Annotated in this window: 16 protein-coding genes; 2 read left to right on the top strand and 14 right to left on the bottom strand. The window is 38.4% G+C overall.

Features of this window, described 5'->3' with window-relative positions:
- Positions 1-78 precede the first annotated feature (78 nt).
- The 13 genes from CIB29_RS17430 to CIB29_RS17370 form a co-directional block, all read right to left on the bottom strand.
- Positions 79-978, bottom strand: a complete 900-nt coding sequence (locus CIB29_RS17430; protein ID WP_198543966.1) for a helix-turn-helix domain-containing protein — start codon at positions 976-978, stop codon at positions 79-81.
- Between the two features lie 32 nt (positions 979-1,010).
- Positions 1,011-2,327, bottom strand: a complete 1,317-nt coding sequence (locus tag CIB29_RS17425) for an MFS transporter (protein WP_198543965.1) — start codon at positions 2,325-2,327, stop codon at positions 1,011-1,013.
- 35 nt (positions 2,328-2,362) lie between these two features.
- The gene (locus CIB29_RS17420; protein WP_094551856.1) at positions 2,363-3,625 is read right to left on the bottom strand and encodes an MFS transporter; all 1,263 of its coding nucleotides are present in this window, start codon (positions 3,623-3,625) and stop codon (positions 2,363-2,365) included.
- 205 nt (positions 3,626-3,830) lie between these two features.
- Positions 3,831-5,087, bottom strand: a complete 1,257-nt coding sequence (locus tag CIB29_RS17415; protein WP_198543975.1) for an ammonium transporter — start codon at positions 5,085-5,087, stop codon at positions 3,831-3,833.
- A gap of 181 nt (positions 5,088-5,268) precedes the next feature.
- Positions 5,269-5,607, bottom strand: a complete 339-nt coding sequence (locus CIB29_RS17410) for a P-II family nitrogen regulator (RefSeq protein WP_094551852.1) — start codon at positions 5,605-5,607, stop codon at positions 5,269-5,271.
- Positions 5,608-5,850: 243 nt separating this feature from the next.
- Positions 5,851-6,423 (bottom strand): ANTAR domain-containing response regulator, encoded by a 573-nt coding sequence (locus CIB29_RS17405; protein ID WP_094551850.1) that lies wholly within the window; start codon positions 6,421-6,423, stop codon positions 5,851-5,853.
- A gap of 38 nt (positions 6,424-6,461) precedes the next feature.
- Positions 6,462-7,793, bottom strand: coding sequence for a type I glutamate--ammonia ligase (gene glnA, locus CIB29_RS17400; RefSeq protein WP_094551848.1), 1,332 nt, complete (start codon positions 7,791-7,793; stop codon positions 6,462-6,464).
- 543 nt (positions 7,794-8,336) lie between these two features.
- Complete coding sequence (locus CIB29_RS17395; protein ID WP_094551846.1) at positions 8,337-9,071, bottom strand: GltB/FmdC/FwdC-like GXGXG domain-containing protein; 735 nt, start codon at positions 9,069-9,071, stop codon at positions 8,337-8,339.
- Entirely contained in the window at positions 9,071-10,339 is a 1,269-nt protein-coding gene (locus CIB29_RS17390) for an NAD(P)/FAD-dependent oxidoreductase (protein WP_094551844.1), read from the bottom strand. The genes CIB29_RS17395 and CIB29_RS17390 overlap by 1 nt, the downstream gene beginning before the upstream one ends.
- A gap of 2 nt (positions 10,340-10,341) precedes the next feature.
- Positions 10,342-10,791: a 4Fe-4S dicluster domain-containing protein gene (locus CIB29_RS17385; RefSeq protein WP_094551842.1), complete on the bottom strand. Its 450-nt coding sequence runs from the start codon at positions 10,789-10,791 to the stop codon at positions 10,342-10,344.
- 17 nt (positions 10,792-10,808) lie between these two features.
- Positions 10,809-12,314 (bottom strand): glutamate synthase-related protein, encoded by a 1,506-nt coding sequence (locus CIB29_RS17380; RefSeq protein ID WP_094551840.1) that lies wholly within the window; start codon positions 12,312-12,314, stop codon positions 10,809-10,811.
- Positions 12,311-13,405 carry a class II glutamine amidotransferase gene (locus CIB29_RS17375; protein WP_094551839.1) on the bottom strand — a complete coding sequence of 365 codons (1,095 nt, stop codon included), beginning with the start codon at positions 13,403-13,405 and terminating at the stop codon, positions 12,311-12,313. The genes CIB29_RS17380 and CIB29_RS17375 overlap by 4 nt, the downstream gene beginning before the upstream one ends.
- 343 nt (positions 13,406-13,748) lie before the next feature.
- On the bottom strand, positions 13,749-14,204 hold the full coding sequence (locus CIB29_RS17370; protein ID WP_094551837.1) for a helix-turn-helix domain-containing protein: 456 nt from the start codon (positions 14,202-14,204) through the stop codon (positions 13,749-13,751).
- A gap of 202 nt (positions 14,205-14,406) precedes the next feature.
- On the opposite strand from CIB29_RS17370, the gene CIB29_RS17365 reads away from it, so the two are divergent.
- Positions 14,407-14,625 (top strand): helix-turn-helix domain-containing protein, encoded by a 219-nt coding sequence (locus CIB29_RS17365; RefSeq protein WP_094551835.1) that lies wholly within the window; start codon positions 14,407-14,409, stop codon positions 14,623-14,625.
- A 38-nt stretch (positions 14,626-14,663) separates the two neighbouring features.
- Positions 14,664-14,834 carry a Spo0E family sporulation regulatory protein-aspartic acid phosphatase gene (locus tag CIB29_RS18440; RefSeq protein ID WP_117434618.1) on the top strand — a complete coding sequence of 57 codons (171 nt, stop codon included), beginning with the start codon at positions 14,664-14,666 and terminating at the stop codon, positions 14,832-14,834.
- Positions 14,835-14,991: 157 nt separating this feature from the next.
- Here the strand turns inward: CIB29_RS18440 and CIB29_RS17360 are convergent, their stop codons facing one another.
- The gene (locus CIB29_RS17360; protein ID WP_094551833.1) at positions 14,992-16,476 is read right to left on the bottom strand and encodes a glutamate synthase subunit beta; all 1,485 of its coding nucleotides are present in this window, start codon (positions 16,474-16,476) and stop codon (positions 14,992-14,994) included.
- Between the last annotated feature and the right edge of the window lie 16 nt (positions 16,477-16,492).

Raw genomic sequence — 16,492 nt, 5'->3', positions numbered from 1 at the left:
TCCATACCTCCTTGTAATTTGATGCTTCTATTATATTAACAATGGCGGTATGGATAAATTTAAAAAAAGGACTATTTTTTAATATTTTTGGACATTTTGTACGTTATCTCTAAAAATGCCGGGAGGAAACCCTTCATGCCTTTTGAAAAACTGACTAAAATAATATTCGCTGGAAAACCCAAGTGCATCTGCTATTTCTTTTATTGAAAGGCCTGTATTTTCCAGTAATTCTTTTGATTTTTTCAGTTTCATCTGAAGGATGAAATCTTTTGTAGAGATTCCCATTCTCTCCTTAATGATGCGGCATACCTGTTTATCACTCAGGCACATGTATCTTGCTACGTCTATTGTTGAAATAGGATTTGAGATATTATCCTCAATGAATTTTTGTATTTGCAAAAACCGGTAATCATCTTTTTTTCGCTTGAAAGGCACATCATATCTGACCGCTGAATCCCGGTTCATCGCCCTAGCAGCTGCTGTAATGATCTGTACAACAATACTTTTAATGTTATTATAAAATCCTATATTCTGCTGGTGTGCCTCCCCCAATGCCTTATCAAAAAGTCTTATTGCTCCCTGGGAGTCTTTAAAAATCATACAGGGGGTTTCTCTTAGTATTCTTATAAGATAATATGCTTCTGAAATTTTATCTTCAATAAGGCTAATATCACAATTTAAGCTATATTCAATAAATTTTTCCTTACCAATATTCCTTTGTTCATGATGTATCCCAGGAGCGGTTAAATAAAATTCACCTGCACTCGCCTTAAATTCTCCACCATCAAGTATAACCCTACAACAGCCGGAAGAAATAAAGTGAAATTCATAGGTAGAATGAGTGTGCCTGTTGATTATCCAATCTCCTTCATTAACCATTGCCCTAAACCATAAAACATCTATTAGGAGATTATCTGCTATAATTTTTAAGTCAAGTTCCGAAAGGTTACGTGAAGCTTTTAGTAAATCAATTTTCAAAACAGTTCCCCCATTACCCTTAAAATAAAAATTTATGTCGAACCGTCCCCAAGCTGCATCCCTTCTTCCTGTGCAAACATGACTTTTTTAGTAGTTTCGGACGGTACTTGCATTCGCATAACCGAGAAAAAGTTTATTACTGCGATCACCGCTGCGCAGAGGAAAACATACTCATATCCAAATTGGTCCCACAGAATCCCTCCGATAAACGGTATGGTCATTGCAACAACATGGTCGATGCTTACTCCCATTGCAATGGTAGGTGAAATATCTCCCGGTTCCTCTGCTATCTTTTTGATATATGTTGCCCTTGCCATACTTACGGCCATTAGCATCTGGTCTATAATGAAGCAGGTAAAAGCGAGATATATCGCATATTTGCCTAACCCCAATTTTTCAGCATATCCGTATCCTATACATACAAACACCAGTATGACAGCTTCTGCTGCCAATATGAATTTTTCCCCCAGCAAATCAATTAATTTCCCCAGTACGGGTTTAAAAAACATGCCTGTAACCGCACCTATAATCCCCAGTACTGCAAATATTTCCACATCCTGCTTAAATATTTTAATCAGTACCCATGGAGCAAAAGTCAGAAATACCTGTTTACGGGCACCGTAGAGTATATTCAACCAGTAAAATAACAGGTATCTTTTTTTAAGCAATACTCTCGTTTTACGGGGTTGGTATGTCCCCCGGGTCATGGACATAAAAATCAATGCTGCACATGCCAGTGCTATTGCTGAAATTGAAAAGGTAATCCTGTAGTTAAAATTAAAAAATCTAAAACCCAGCCAGACGACGGCACACCCCATTACGGTAGCAGCTGTAGAAATACCCTGAAACATCCCTAAAACACTGCCATCTTTTTTGCCATCGGATAAAGACATTCCTATGCTTGAAGTTAAAGGTAAGTAGATGTGAATACCTGAACTCATAATAAAAAGCCATATTAATAAAATTCCGTAAGTAGGTGCAAAAAAGCCAATGCCCACCATACCCACTGCTGCAATCATATTCGCAATGATAGCCAACCGTATATCCCCTAAAAAATGAAAAACAGAAAAAGAAATGAGTACAACAAAAAATCCGGGGAATTCCCTCGGGAACTCGGTTAATCCCCTCATAAAAGGCGTAATGCTATAGGTCTTATCCAGAAAGTTATTAAAAGTAGTTTCATTTATTCCCATTCCTATTCCTATAAATATACTGCAAAGTATAAATAATAAAAAGTCCTTACTGTAGTTATTTAGTGCTTTCCCAATCATAATCATATTAACCTCCACATATTCTTCAAGAACAAAGGCGCCACAGTTTTTTGCACAAGCTGTTTCCTTAATAGACAAAAATATTGCTGTCTATCTACAACCTACTCTACTACTCATTTTTCTAATTTCACAAAAAACTTCATCAATATATATCCAATAACAACAAAAATAATAGAACCCATAAACATTATTTCATAATTGAATATGTCTGCTGCCACCCCTGCAAGCAAAGGCACAAACGCAAAGAAAGGTCCAAGCAAAGTATTTCTTAAACCTACATAGGCCGGCTTATCCTGTTCTCTTGGACATATTGCTATGACCAGGTTGTTTTCCCCTGAATTCCGCGCACTTTGTGCAAACCCAAATAATGCCACTGATACATAGAGCATAAAAATGTTATCCATTAACAGCATGGCGACAATAGCCGGAATAAACAACAGCGATGACATTTCTATAGATTTTTTGTAATTAAATTTAGTGTTAATGTAGCTCCAAAAAATGTATCCGGCAGTCTGGCTGATGAATATGCCCGTTGCAATAAATGCAGCCTGTTCACTGCTAATACCCAGCTTTACTTTAGCGTAAATAACCTGGAAGGAAAATCCTGCTTTCCCTAAAATAATAGCGACGGTAGAAATAAAGTACATCAAAAAGTTCCTGTCTTCTATCAATATTTCTTTGATTCTCGAAAAATAACCCGTTTGTCTTATCTTCTTTACCTGGGTAGGAAGTTCATATACATTGGACATAAAATAATATGAAACCATCAAAAGGATAAATACTATAACAAAGATTATTCCATAGTTTGTTGGATATGGAACAAATTTAAAAATCATGGAAGCTGCAAATGAACCCAATATTTCCGCCGCTCCACACAATGAATACCTTACCCCGAAGAACCTAGCTTGGTGGTCGTGGGGGATAACTTTGGTAATCAGACTTATCCACAAAACAGAACAGGCACTGGTAAATAATCCAAATAAACCATAAAAAAAATACAACAGCACCAGGTAGAAAACAGGAAATTTTTGTGCCAACAGAAATGTACTGATTCCTAATAACAACCATACTACTCTTTGAAAAAATCCCAGCATTTTTAGCGCAGGCTTGTATGTTTCCTTTTTTTCTACATAGGGTGCTACAAAAAATTGCGGGACGTTTACCAGCAGTGAGTGTAAAGTAGTTAATAAACCAATGACCGCATTAGAACTAGTAAAGGTACTTACAAAATATGTAAGTACCGTCCCGGATGCCATTCCCGTCCCCAAAGTAAAAAATATTCCATCAGTGATACTATTGACAGCATTATATTTCATATGTACAAAATACTGCCTTGAAATATCTGAAATTCTCTGTTTATCTGTCTCCTGTGACATATTAAATTACCTCGGTAATTTTAAGTATTTTTAATGATAAACACATTATAGTCCCGTTAAATTTGATAGTCAATAGTATATGTCTGGTTTTTTTTAACAAACTTTTTTAAGTTTTTTTGTTACGATTGTCATCTTCTCTTTACCCAAACAACATAAAAAGAGGACTGCTTCAATACAGTCCCCTTTTTATGTTATATATCCTGTTTTATACTTTCAATACAAAGTCTGCATAGGCCTGTGTTGCATGTTCACCATGATCGAGCCCCAATTCTTCATCCTGTCTGTCAACCCTTAATCCTACAGTTGCCTTCAACGTTTTGAAGAGAATAAATGTTGTTATTAATGTCCATGCAGCTACTGCCATAACTCCTGTCAGTTGGACAAGTAGAAGTTTCACTCCTCCTCCATACAGCAGACCGCCTTCTGTTGCAAACAGCCCTACCAAAATCGTACCTGTGCTTCCACATAAGCCATGTACACCTATTGCACCTACAGGGTCATCTATCTTAAGTACTTTATCTATAAATTCTATTCCATAAACAATAACAAATCCTGCAATTGTGCCGATTGCAACAGCACCCCACATACTTACTGCCGCAGTACCTGCTGTAATAGCTACCAAGCCGCCCAAAGCACCATTAAGCGTCATACTGACATCCGGCTTGCCATATTTTAACCAGGTCATGATCATTACGGTACAAGCTCCCGCTGCAGCGGCCAGGTTTGTAGTCATTGCAATTCTACCTGTATCCAGATTGGCGGCCAGTGTACTGCCCGGGTTGAATCCAAACCAGCCAAACCAGAGAATAAATACTCCCAGCGCCCCTAATGTTATATTATGTCCTGGTATTGCATATACCTTGCCGTTTTCACCATACTTGCCTATCCTTGGACCGATAATGGCAGCTCCCACCAGTGCCGCCCATCCACCTACCGAGTGAACAACTGTAGATCCGGCAAAATCAATAAATCCCATCTTGGACAACCAGCCGCCTCCCCATGTCCAGTGACCAACTACCGGATAGATAATCAAGCTTATCACTGCACTGTAAATTACGTAGGCTAAGAATTTAGTCCTTTCAGCCATTGCCCCGGATACGATGGTTGCAGCTGTTGCTGCAAACACTGTCTGGAATATAATAAATACCTCGATGGGAATGCTTAAGCCAAGATGCTCCATGCTGCTGGTGCCAAAAAAGCCTGTTGACCCTATAAATCCACCGATATCTTCACCAAACATGAATGCAAAACCAAAAGCAAAAAATATGATAGAACCTATTGCAAAATCCATAAGATTTTTCATGATAATGTTGCTTGCATTTTTTGCTCTGGTAAAACCAGCTTCTACCATTGCAAAACCTGCCTGCATAAAGAATACCAAAAACGCTGCAATGAGTACCCACACAACGTCCAGTCTTACCTGTAAATCTGCAACCGTAGGCTCATCTGCCGCAAATACCATAATGGGCACTAAAACAATACTTGCAATTAATAATATAATAAAAATACGTCTTAACATTAAAACCACCCTTTCATATCTAAAATAAATTTTTTATATTTGTTTTTTTTATATTAACTGCCACGCCGGGCTGCCCCGGCACAAATAATGATGAAGATACACTGCATACAAAGGTACATTGTTGCTAAATTGCACTTTCTCCTGTTTCTCCTGTCCTGATTCTTACTGCATTTTCCACATTGTAAATAAAAATCTTTCCATCTCCCACATTCCCGGTATTTACTGTATCTCTAACCTTTTTGATAATTGTTTCAACCATACCGTCTGCCACAATTATTTCTACTTTTAGTTTATGGAGCAAATTAATGGTCAGCTCTGTACCTCTGTACATTTCTTTAATACCTTTCTGGTTTCCACACCCCATTACAGTAGAAACCATCATCCCTTTAACCCCAACCTTATTCAAGGTTTCCTTGAGATCCTCCAATTTCTCGGGACGAATAATAATTTCAAGTTTTTTCATACAAATGCACCTCTCCTTTATATTTATTGATTTTTTAATATAAAAAAAAGGCGCCTGTGATGATTCACGGCGCCTTAGCCACATTATTAAACTGCTCAACGATGAGCTATTTAGTTAGTACAAAAATAGTTTATAATTCATAGTCCTGTCTGTGGTAAAAATATTTAGCAGTTTCTGTTTTTAACTTATGATATTTACTGTTTACAACATCCTTAATCTGAATCTAAATCTGAGTCTTAAAAACTACTGCATTGTATCAATTATCACCTTCGCAATATCTTTCATAGGAACTCCGGTATCCATACTCTGTTTTTGTATCTTTCTATAGGCTTCCGGTTCTGAAAGTCCCAGTTTTTCCATTAAAATTCCTTTTGCTCTGTCTATTATTTTTCTATGTTCCAAACTTTTCTTTAATTCGTTAACCTCTGCTTCAAGTCGCTTTACTTTTCTCTTGCTTCGCAAAATAAGGTCAATGGTCTGAAGCAATGTTGTCTTATTCAAGGGTTTGTTCAAACATATAATATCCAAATCGCCAATCAAGCTTTCAGCATACTCTTTTTGGGTCTGGTTGGTTAAAAGTATTACCGTGCTTAATTTATCTCCGGCAATAATTTTAGCAACCTCAAATCCTGTAGTATCCGGAAGTTCAAAGTTAATAATCAACAGGTCCGGCTTTAACATACGAACCTTTCGAATGGCCTCATTCCCTGAAGAACACACGTCAATTACGCTTAAACCATTTTGGTTAAGTACATTCCTGATGCGGTTTCCCAAGTCCATGTTGTTGATTGCGACAATGATATCCGAATGATTCATCACCTACACTCTCCCATCATCTCATCAACTGATGTCGATTAATATCTGGTGAGATACTGGTCGATTTCCCATTGATGAACCTTTGTCCTGTAATCATTCCATTCAATCAGCTTAGCTTCAACATATCGTTCAAATGCATGAGGCCCAAGAGTCTTTTTGACTAACTCATCATTTTGCATTTCTATTATTGCCTCATACAGGCTGCCCGGCAAACTTTCAATGCCATGTTCTTTTCTTGCTGCTTCATCCATGTGGTAAATATTTTTTTCAACACTCGCCGGAGGCTTTAACCCATTCTTTATTCCATCCAACCCGGCTGCTAACGAAACTGCAAGGGCAAGATACGGGTTACAAGCCGGATCTGGATTCCTCATTTCTATTCTTGTGCTTGCTCCTCTTGCTGCAGGAATACGTATCAATGGGCTCCTATTTTTAGCAGACCAGGCAATATATACCGGCGCTTCATAGCCCGGTACCAATCTTTTATATGAGTTAACAATAGGATTGGTAACGGCAGCCATTCCTTTTATATGCTTTAATATGCCTGCAATAAAGTTGTACGCAATTTCACTAAGGCCTAATTGATCATCCGGGTCGTAAAAGGCGTTTTTACCATCCTTGGAAAGGGACATATTGGTATGCATCCCGGAACCATTGATTCCAAAAATAGGCTTAGGCATAAAAGTTGCATGTAATCCATGCCTTTGGGCCATCATTTTTACTACTAGCTTAAAAGTCATAATATTATCTGCTGTAGTTAATCCTTCAGCATACTTAAAATCAATCTCATGCTGGCCTCTTGCAACTTCATGGTGGGAGGCTTCTATTTCAAATCCCATTTCTTCAAGCATCAGGCACATATCTCTTCTGGCATTTTCTCCAAGGTCAATAGGTCCTAAATCAAAGTACCCGGCATTATCATGGGTAATAGTGGTAGGATCTCCGTTCTCGTCAGTAAGGAATAAAAAGAATTCACATTCCGGCCCAACGTTAAAGGTATATCCCATATCTTTTGCTTCTTTAATAACTTTTTTGAGAATGTATCTTGGATCCCCTTCAAAAGGTGTTCCATCCGGGTTATATACGTCGCATATCAGTCTTGCCACTCTCCCCGGCTGTGGCCGCCATGGAAATATTGCAAAAGTATTGGGGTCAGGTCTCAAGTACATATCCGATTCTTCGATTCTTACAAATCCTTCTATGGAAGAACCATCAAACATGCATTGATTATTTAATGCTTTCTCTAATTGACTGGAAGTGATAGCAACATTCTTAAGCGTTCCAAAAATATCGGTAAACTGAAGCCTTATGAATTTAACATCCTGCTCTTTTACCATCCTTATTACATCTTCCCTGGTATAGTTAGGCATATATATCAAACTCCTTTCATTATTAATTTTAAAATGTTCCCAACTTTTATATTTTCATTCTATTCTAAATTAAAAATAAAAAAGACGTCCAGTATAAAGATAGTATAAAACTGCTATCTTTAAAGAACGTCGTTGTCCCAAAAACTTTTAAATTTTTTGTTTATAAATTGATAATCATCAAGCTTAGTTTTATTATACCATAAATTTTCAAAAACGCAAGAGGTAATTTAATTTTTTTTGCAATTTTTATATTACAAAATTGCATTTTATCGTTTGTATACATATGAAATAGTAATTTTTAATAAATTTTATGCATTTTTATTTTAAATTTAATTCATAAATAATATAAACACCTTAGATAAGTACATTAACTAATTATATTATTGATAACTGAAATGCAAAAACATATACTAAGATAAATTTTATGAAAGAGAATGTACATCTAAAAACTTTTGTACATTCTCTTTTTATGATTTTTATTATTTACCTTCTTACGTACTCCAAAGTAAATTATTTAGGTGATTTATATAATCTCAATTGCTTTTAATATGCTGTATAAAGGTTCTTATACGGTCTCTTATTGTACGCGATGAGCTTGATGAAAGGCTTATTCATTACAAAATCCACACTTCTCTGGAAGTAATGGCAGTACTTTTTAACATAGTTTCTTATGATTTTGTAATCCTCTTCACCAGGCTCAACAGCTTTTACCTCTTTGCCTAATTTATAAGGTTCAACTTCTCCGCGGATATACATTACTCCACCGTGCATGCCAGTTCCACAGAATTTGCCTACCATTTCCTCCCCGTCCTCAAGGTTTAATCCAAGAAGAAGTATCATTCCGCCGGCCATATACTCCCCCAAAAAATCTCCTGCTTTACCACCTATGACAATAACGGGTTTTGCCTCCATGTACTCTTTCATATGAATGCCTACACGGTATCCTACATTGCCTTTGATAAAAATCTCTCCGCCTCTCATTGCATATCCGGTAGTATCCCCGCAGTTGCCATGGACGATAACTCTTCCGCTATTCATGGTATTGCCTAAAGCATCCTGCCCATTTCCGAAAACCTCAATCTCAGGACCATTCATATATGCAGCCAAATCATTGCCGGGGGTTCCGTATATTTTAATTTTTCCGTCCCCGTGTAAACCATCCCCAATATAGCGCTGCCCGTTAACATCTTTTAAAATAATCTTCTTATCCGATTCAAAAATACGTCTTATTTCCTTGTTTAATTCAACATAAGGTCTTAATCCGGCAACCAATTCCATTATTCTTTCCCTCCCATCAACATTTTTTCTTTACGTATTGATTTCGGGAAGGCCTTCAAACCGAATCCGTCTTCCAGCAGATCGTGTTTTATCATTTTTAAGGGTACCTTATCTCTTATCAAGCTGGTATATATTCCTGCCCTATCTACTTTATTTAACAAAATAAACCCTACAAGAACATCACCTTTCACTACAAATTTCTTCAACCATTCCTCATCTTCGTTGTACTCCATGTATATGGAATATTGATCTCCCACTGGGTTCACAATCCCCGCAGTAATCATAGGCAGTCCGAAAAATCCTATGGCATTCATAGGGAATGCCCCATTGAACTGCATTGTTCCGCCGGACATGTTGCAGCCGGCTATTTCCCCCTGGTAATACGCATTAGGCCATAAAGCAAGTATCCGATTGGTATTTACTGTGATATCCATACTTTCGGTAACATCTCCGGCAGCATAGATATCCTCTACACTTGTTTCCATCCTGCTATCTACCATAATACCACGGTGTACCTGCACTCCTGCAGTTTGAGCCAAAGCTACATTAGGCCTAACGCCGATGGCAACTACAAGGATATCACAAGGCAGCTCAGTGCCATCTTTAAGGACTACCTTTTCAACCTTACCTTCACCGCATATCTTTGATACTGTATTATTCAAAATAAATTTAGTTCCCTTGTGCTCCATGTGTCTTTGTACAATGCCTGCCGCCTGATTATCAAGAATTGTGCTCAATACCCTGTCGGCAAGTTCTACCACAGTGACATCGTCACACAGCTTATTTAGCCCTTCAGCTGCTTTTAAGCCGATCAAGCCTGCACCTATGATAACCACTTTGGAATCTTTATTCACCTTATCCTTTAAAGTGATAGAATCGTCCCATTTAAGAAAGGTAAATATATTTTCTTTATTCTCCAAACCTTCCATAGGCGGTACAAAAGGAACGCTGCCGGTAGCGATAAGCAGCTTGTCATAAGCTACCTGCTCTCCATTCTCAAGAACTACTTTCTTCTGCTCCTGTTTTATTTCAACCGCTTTCTTCCCAAGAATAGCTTTTACATTATTTTTAATATAAAAATCCTGGTCCCGGTAGTACATACCTTCGGTTTTCACCTTATCTCCAAGGTAATAGGAGATCAATGGCCGTGAATAGGTATGGTGCCTTTCATCAGAAATGAGGGTGATATTGCCATCCTTGTCATTTTTTCGGATGCCTTCTACTGCTGCAACAGCTGCTGCAGAATTTCCAATGATAACATATTCCATACTCACTCACCCCTCTCCTCAAACTTTAATGCTTCATTAGGACAATTTTTTACACAAGCCGGAATGTCACCGGATTCAGAACAAAGGTCGCATTTTGTAGCAACCTTTTTGTCCTGCTCATTTCTAACAATGGCCCCGTAGGGACAGACCAGTATACAGGTCCAGCAGCCCACGCAACGTTCTTCTCGATTTGTAACAACTCCCGTCACTTCATCCTTATGCATTGCCCCGGTAATACACGCTTTTGTACATGGAGCATCCTCACAATGCCTGCACTGCAATGCAAAGGATACAGGCATATCTTCTTCTACGATTACCCTTGGCAGCGGCCTTGGATTTTCTTTTTTATAGGCTTTTATGATATCTTTTGATTTCGAGTGAGCTACAACACAATGCACCTCACATAATTTGCATCCTACACAATATTCTTCCACTGCATAAACCTTTTTCATAACTGTCAACCCCCTCCTTACTCTCCGGCGTGCTTAATGCCCAGAATTTCAAGCTCTTTTTCATTTAACCCGATACCTCTTAACATTAAACGGTTGCCTCTCAAACTATCTATCGAGTTGATACCCATTCCACCCAGCATCTCTTTTATCTCGTGATCCCAGGCATGTACAAGGTTGACAAGTCTTTTATAAGCAATTTCAGGATTTAATCTTTTCACCAAATCAGGTCTTTGCGTTGCGATACCCCAGTTGCATTTGCCGGTATAACATTTCTGGCACATATGGCATCCCATTGCAATAACGGCAGCACTGGCAATATAAACTGCATCTGCCCCCAATGCAATAGCCTTCACCACATCGGCACTGTTTCTTACACTACCTGCAATAACAAGAGATACCTGATTTCTTATTCCTTCATCTCTTAATCTCTGGTCTACTGATGCGAGAGCCAGCTCTATCGGAATACCTACATTATCCCTAACTCTCGTAGGTGCAGCTCCCGTACCTCCCCTGTAACCATCCATCACAATAACATCGGCCCCGGCCCTGGCTATACCCGATGCTATTGCTGGGGAATTGTGAACAGCGGCAATCTTTACAAAAACGGGTTTTTTGTAGTCGGTTGCCTCTTTTAGGGAGTAAATCAATTGTCTTAAATCTTCAATGGAGTATATGTCATGATGCGGAGCCGGGGAAATCGCATCAGAGCCCACAGGAATCATTCGGGTTGCAGAAACTTCTTCTCCAACCTTTTCTCCGGGAAGGTGGCCGCCAATACCCGGTTTTGCCCCCTGCCCTATTTTGATTTCAATAGCGGCCCCTGCATTCAGGTATTCATTATGAACGCCAAAACGGCCGGAAGCCACCTGTACAATGGTATTCTTACCATATTTATAAAATTCTCTGTTCAAACCGCCTTCTCCTGTATTATAGAGGATTCCAGCTTCTTCTGCAGCCCTTGCCAGGGATTCATGAGCATTTTTGCTGATGGATCCAAAAGACATTGCAGAAAACATGATGGGTGCAGAGAGCTCTATTTGAGGAGGCATTTCTGTAATCAAATTGCCATCTTTATCAAATTCCAGTTTTTCAGGTTTCCTGCCTAAAATTACTTTCGTTTCCATAGGTTCTCTTAAAGGGTCTATGGAAGGATTGGTTACCTGGCTGGCGTTTAATAAAATTTTATCCCAATAGATAGGGTAAGGCTTTGGATTACCCATCCCGGACAGCAGTACTCCTCCGCTTTCGGCCTGCCTGTAGATTTCATTAATCGCACTGGCAGTCCAGTTGGCATTTTCCTTAAATTCAAGAGGATATTTCCGGATGGTCAGTGCCCTGGTAGGACACATTAAGACACATCTGTGACAATTTACACATTTTATATCATCGGCATTTACTATATTCTCTTCTGCATCGTAGGTATGCACTTCATTTGCACACTGGCGGACACATACCTGGCATTGAATACATTTCCTTTCGTTTCTTTCAAGAATAAATTCGGGCATATTATAACTTAAACTCATGCGCTAACCTCCTCCAGCAAACCAATTACAGGTTCTCCACCTTTTGGCGCCCAAACCTTATCCGGATGTTCACATATTACCCGGATAGCCGATTCTTCACTGGCTACATACAGCATATCGTCCTTTTCAGCAGCGACTAGAGAACGTAATTTAATTCTGTCATTTAACGCTACCATCCCATTCTTGAATCCCAGAATAATTGAAAATGGGCCGTTTACAAGGGCACTGGAGTAAACTGCTCTTAAGTTCTTTAATTTTTGCGCCTCTTCAGGGCTTTCTCTTTCTATATCACTCCATATTGGAGCAGCAAGTACTTTCACTGCAAGCTCCAACGGCATCTTATGCTTTCTAAGCAATAAATCAAATAAATAGGTAATAACTTCTGTATCGGTCATAAGATTGCATTTATATCCAAACATCTCTACATACCTTCTATTGGTATCATAGGATGAAATCTCACCATTGTGGACAATCGACCAATCCAGCAACGTGAAGGGGTGGGCTCCACCCCACCAGCCCGGCGTATTGGTAGGAAATCTTCCATGTGCAGTCCATAAATAGCCCTTGTAGGTATCCAGCATGTAGAATTCCCCTACGTCTTCAGGATATCCGACCGCTTTAAAAGCCCCCATGTTTTTTCCGCTGGAAAATATAAAGGCACCGTCAAAATGAGTATTAATTTTAATTACACAACGTGCAGTAAATTCCTCTTCATTCAGTTCTGATTCAATAAGTTTAAAATTTCTTGGCTTTACGAAATATCTCCAGATAATCGGATTATCGGTTATACTTGCAACTTTTCTGGTAGGAATTTTACCGGAACTCTCAATATCAAAATGTTGGTTAAGGAAATCTTCGGTATTGATTTTAGCTTGAATATTGTCATAAAAGACATGAAGCGCAAATAGCTCTTTATATTGGGGATATATTCCATAGGCAGCAAAACCGCCACCCAAACCGTTTGAACGTTCGTGCATCAGCGCGATAGACTTGATAATTGCTTCCCCGGAGAATACCTTTCCTTTTTTATTCATAATTCCGCTTATAGCACACCCTGAAGGTATTCTAACCTGACCCTCTCTCTTTAACATTTATAACCCCCCTTGGCCATGAAATATTTATGATTTAATCTTGCATTACTTAAAAGTGAAAATATATTATAAAAATAACAAAAAAGCGTACTCAAACAAACCACATTTGTGGTAAATATTGAGAACGCCGTTGTTCTGCATTATCTATTCATTTAACGTAGCTTAATTATAATATATGTTTATAAAAAACGCAAGACCTTTTTTGATAGTTTTGCAATTTATAAGCTAAAATATTGCAAAAATAATTAATTATTTGTCATACTTAACCAAAGGATGCCTGATGTAACTGATCAGGAGCGCGACATGGGAAATGATTAAAAATTAATCATACATACATAAAAAATTAAATGCCTCTATCAACATTTAAACTGTCCTCCTGCTCCTCATGAGCAGAAGAATATGTATTTTGCAAACATACATGGATAAATCCTTTAATATCCCTTCGTTTTTCTTCATCCAATTTTCTATAGCCATTGATTAGTTCTTTTTCATCTTCATTGAGTAAATAGGTTGTACTTTCGGCTTCTTTTATAAAATAATGAGTGCTTTCTTCATCATTTTCAGCCTTTTGTATTCCCGGCAAATGACCCTCTGTGGATTCCTCACCCGTCAAAATCCAATCGATAGACACATCCAATGTTTTTTTCAAAGCAATTAATGCACTGGCGGAAGGCATAAATTTATCATTTTCGAGTTCACTTAAATTTCCCGTAGATAATCCTGTTAAATTTTTTATATCTGTTAAAGTCAATTTTTTCTTTTTTCTGGCAAGTCGAATTCTTTCTCCTATTGAAGTCAAGGAACCACCTCCATTTTTCTCTTTTAATAGAGAAAATATGCAAAATTATGTTAATAAATTGAAAAAAAGGTTGACATTCTCTGAAATCCGATATATTATTAAAGTATGCATATAGTATGATTAATTTTTAATCGGCTTTATTGTATCATATTTTTTGAACAAACGAGAACAGTATTTTTTATAAAAGAAAGGTGAAGCTGTTATGAAAAAAAGAAAGCTAACGCCCTTTGGCAAATTAGTGAATAACCGTTTAATTGAATTAAATATGACACAAAAAAAGTTAGCAGAGAAAGTGGGAACTTCAGAAGCATATTTAAGCATGATTCTTCGCGGAAAACGTTCCGGTGAAAAATATCTGGATAATATCATAAAAGTTTTAAATATTGACAAGGAAGAAATAGAAAACAATATGTATTATTAATTATAGTAAATCATAATATTTATAAAGAGGTTTTTGAGATGAGAAATAAAAATTTACAATACATAAATAATGAAATACAAGAGCTAAAAAAGTTAGTTTGGGACCTGGAAAAAAATAATACCGACACTAACAAGGAAGAAATATTAGAAATAAGTAGAAAACTGGATCGCATATTAACTTCATATATAAAAATTTCAAAACAAAAATGAACTTTTAAATGCCTACATATATTAAATTTACCCTTACGAAACTGGACGTTGCTATATAATAAAAAACCACAGAGTATTCATGCTAATACTTCTGTGGTTATAGAAATTAATTTTTAAAATGTATAAAAAGTTAATTATCCGTGTCTTAATAATTCAATTATTTCAAATTTGTAGACCCCATCAGGTACCGGTCACACTCCCGGGCTGCAGCGCGTCCCTCGTTGATTGCCCAAACCACAAGGCTCTGGCCGCGGCGCATATCCCCTGCAGCAAATACACCTTTTATATTGGTTGTAAATTTCCCATAAGGAGCATTTACATTGGTACGGGCGTCACGTTCTATACCAAGCTGTTCTAGAATAGCGTCTTCCGGACCTGTAAAGCCCATGGCAAGCAGTACAAGCTGTGCCGGCCATACTTTTTCGGTACCCGGGATTTCTTTTGGAATAAATCTTCCCTGTTCATCTTTTGTCCATTCGATACTAACCGTATGGACTTCTTTAACCGCACCTTTTTCATCTCCAACAATCTTCTTGGTCATAATACAGTATTTACGGGGGTCTTCTCCAAATATTGACGCAGCTTCTTCCTGCCCGTAATCGGTACGGTGAATCTTAGGCCACTGTGGCCATGGATTATCGGCAGTACGCTGTGCCGGCGGTTTTGGCAGAATTTCAAGCTGTACAACACTTCTGCAGCCATGCCGTATGGAAGTTGCTACACAGTCAGTCCCGGTATCTCCACCACCAATAACTATTACATCTTTGTCTTTTGCACTGATGTAATTGCCGTCCTGGTGATTGGAATCGAGAAGGCTTTTGGTGTTTGCATGGAGAAATTCCATTGCAAAATGCACACCTGCCAGATTTCTCCCTTCCACCACAAGGTCTCTTGGTTTTGTAGCACCACAGCATAACACTACGGCATCAAAATCTGACAGCAGCTTTTCCGCCGGATAGTCTTTACCCACTTCCGTATTTGTAACAAATTTTACACCTTCCGCTGCCAGTAAATCAACTCTCCGCTGTACAATCTTTTTATCCAGCTTCATGTTTGGAATACCATACATCAACAATCCCCCGATGCGGTCTGCCCTTTCAAATACCGTTACCCAATGTCCGGCTTTATTAAGCTGTGCTGCACAGGCAAGTCCTGAAGGTCCCGAGCCTACAACCGCAACTTTTTTATCGGTCCGTACCTGCGGCGGCTCAGGTACTACCCATCCTTCTTCAAAAGCCCTATCAACGATATGGCATTCAATATTTTTAATAGTTACTGCCGGCTCAAGCATTCCTAATGTGCATGAACCTTCACAGGGAGCAGGGCAAACCCTGCCTGTAAATTCGGGAAAGTTATTTGTCTTGTGTAACCTGTCAATAGCTTCCTTCCACAGTCCTCTATACACCAAGTCATTCCATTCAGGAATCAGGTTGTTGATAGGGCAGCCTGATGCCATACCGTTTAAGAGTATACCGCTGTGACAAAACGGTATACCACAATCCATACACCGCGCCCCCTGTATTTTAAGCTTTTCTTCATCAAAATGCTCGTGAAACTCCTGCCAATCACCAATCCTCTCGGAAGGTGCACGATCTACAGGCAGTTCACGTGAATATTCCATAAATCCTGTTGGTTTACCCATCTCATGTCCTCCATCC

Source organism: Petroclostridium xylanilyticum (assembly GCF_002252565.1).
GTDB classification, from domain to species: Bacteria; Bacillota; Clostridia; order SK-Y3; family SK-Y3; genus Petroclostridium; species Petroclostridium xylanilyticum.
The sequence above is the reverse complement of the archived record's forward strand: the minus strand, read 5'-3'. Positions and strand labels throughout refer to the sequence as shown.

Coding starts and splice junctions, on each gene's coding strand:
- CIB29_RS17415 (WP_198543975.1), bottom strand. CDS start 5,087: ATGGTATTTGCGGCAGATGAGCCTACGGTTGCAGATTTACAGGTAAGA.
- glnA (WP_094551848.1), bottom strand. CDS start 7,793: ATGCCTAACTATACCAGGGAAGATGTAATAAGGATGGTAAAAGAGCAG.
- CIB29_RS17360 (WP_094551833.1), bottom strand. CDS start 16,476: ATGGGTAAACCAACAGGATTTATGGAATATTCACGTGAACTGCCTGTA.
- CIB29_RS17390 (WP_094551844.1), bottom strand. CDS start 10,339: ATGGAATATGTTATCATTGGAAATTCTGCAGCAGCTGTTGCAGCAGTA.
- CIB29_RS18440 (WP_117434618.1), top strand. CDS start 14,664: ATGAGAAATAAAAATTTACAATACATAAATAATGAAATACAAGAGCTA.
- CIB29_RS17380 (WP_094551840.1), bottom strand. CDS start 12,314: ATGAGTTTAAGTTATAATATGCCCGAATTTATTCTTGAAAGAAACGAA.
- CIB29_RS17405 (WP_094551850.1), bottom strand. CDS start 6,423: ATGAATCATTCGGATATCATTGTCGCAATCAACAACATGGACTTGGGA.
- CIB29_RS17375 (WP_094551839.1), bottom strand. CDS start 13,405: ATGTTAAAGAGAGAGGGTCAGGTTAGAATACCTTCAGGGTGTGCTATA.
- CIB29_RS17395 (WP_094551846.1), bottom strand. CDS start 9,071: ATGGAATTGGTTGCCGGATTAAGACCTTATGTTGAATTAAACAAGGAA.
- CIB29_RS17385 (WP_094551842.1), bottom strand. CDS start 10,791: ATGAAAAAGGTTTATGCAGTGGAAGAATATTGTGTAGGATGCAAATTA.
- CIB29_RS17420 (WP_094551856.1), bottom strand. CDS start 3,625: ATGTCACAGGAGACAGATAAACAGAGAATTTCAGATATTTCAAGGCAG.
- CIB29_RS17365 (WP_094551835.1), top strand. CDS start 14,407: ATGAAAAAAAGAAAGCTAACGCCCTTTGGCAAATTAGTGAATAACCGT.
- CIB29_RS17410 (WP_094551852.1), bottom strand. CDS start 5,607: ATGAAAAAACTTGAAATTATTATTCGTCCCGAGAAATTGGAGGATCTC.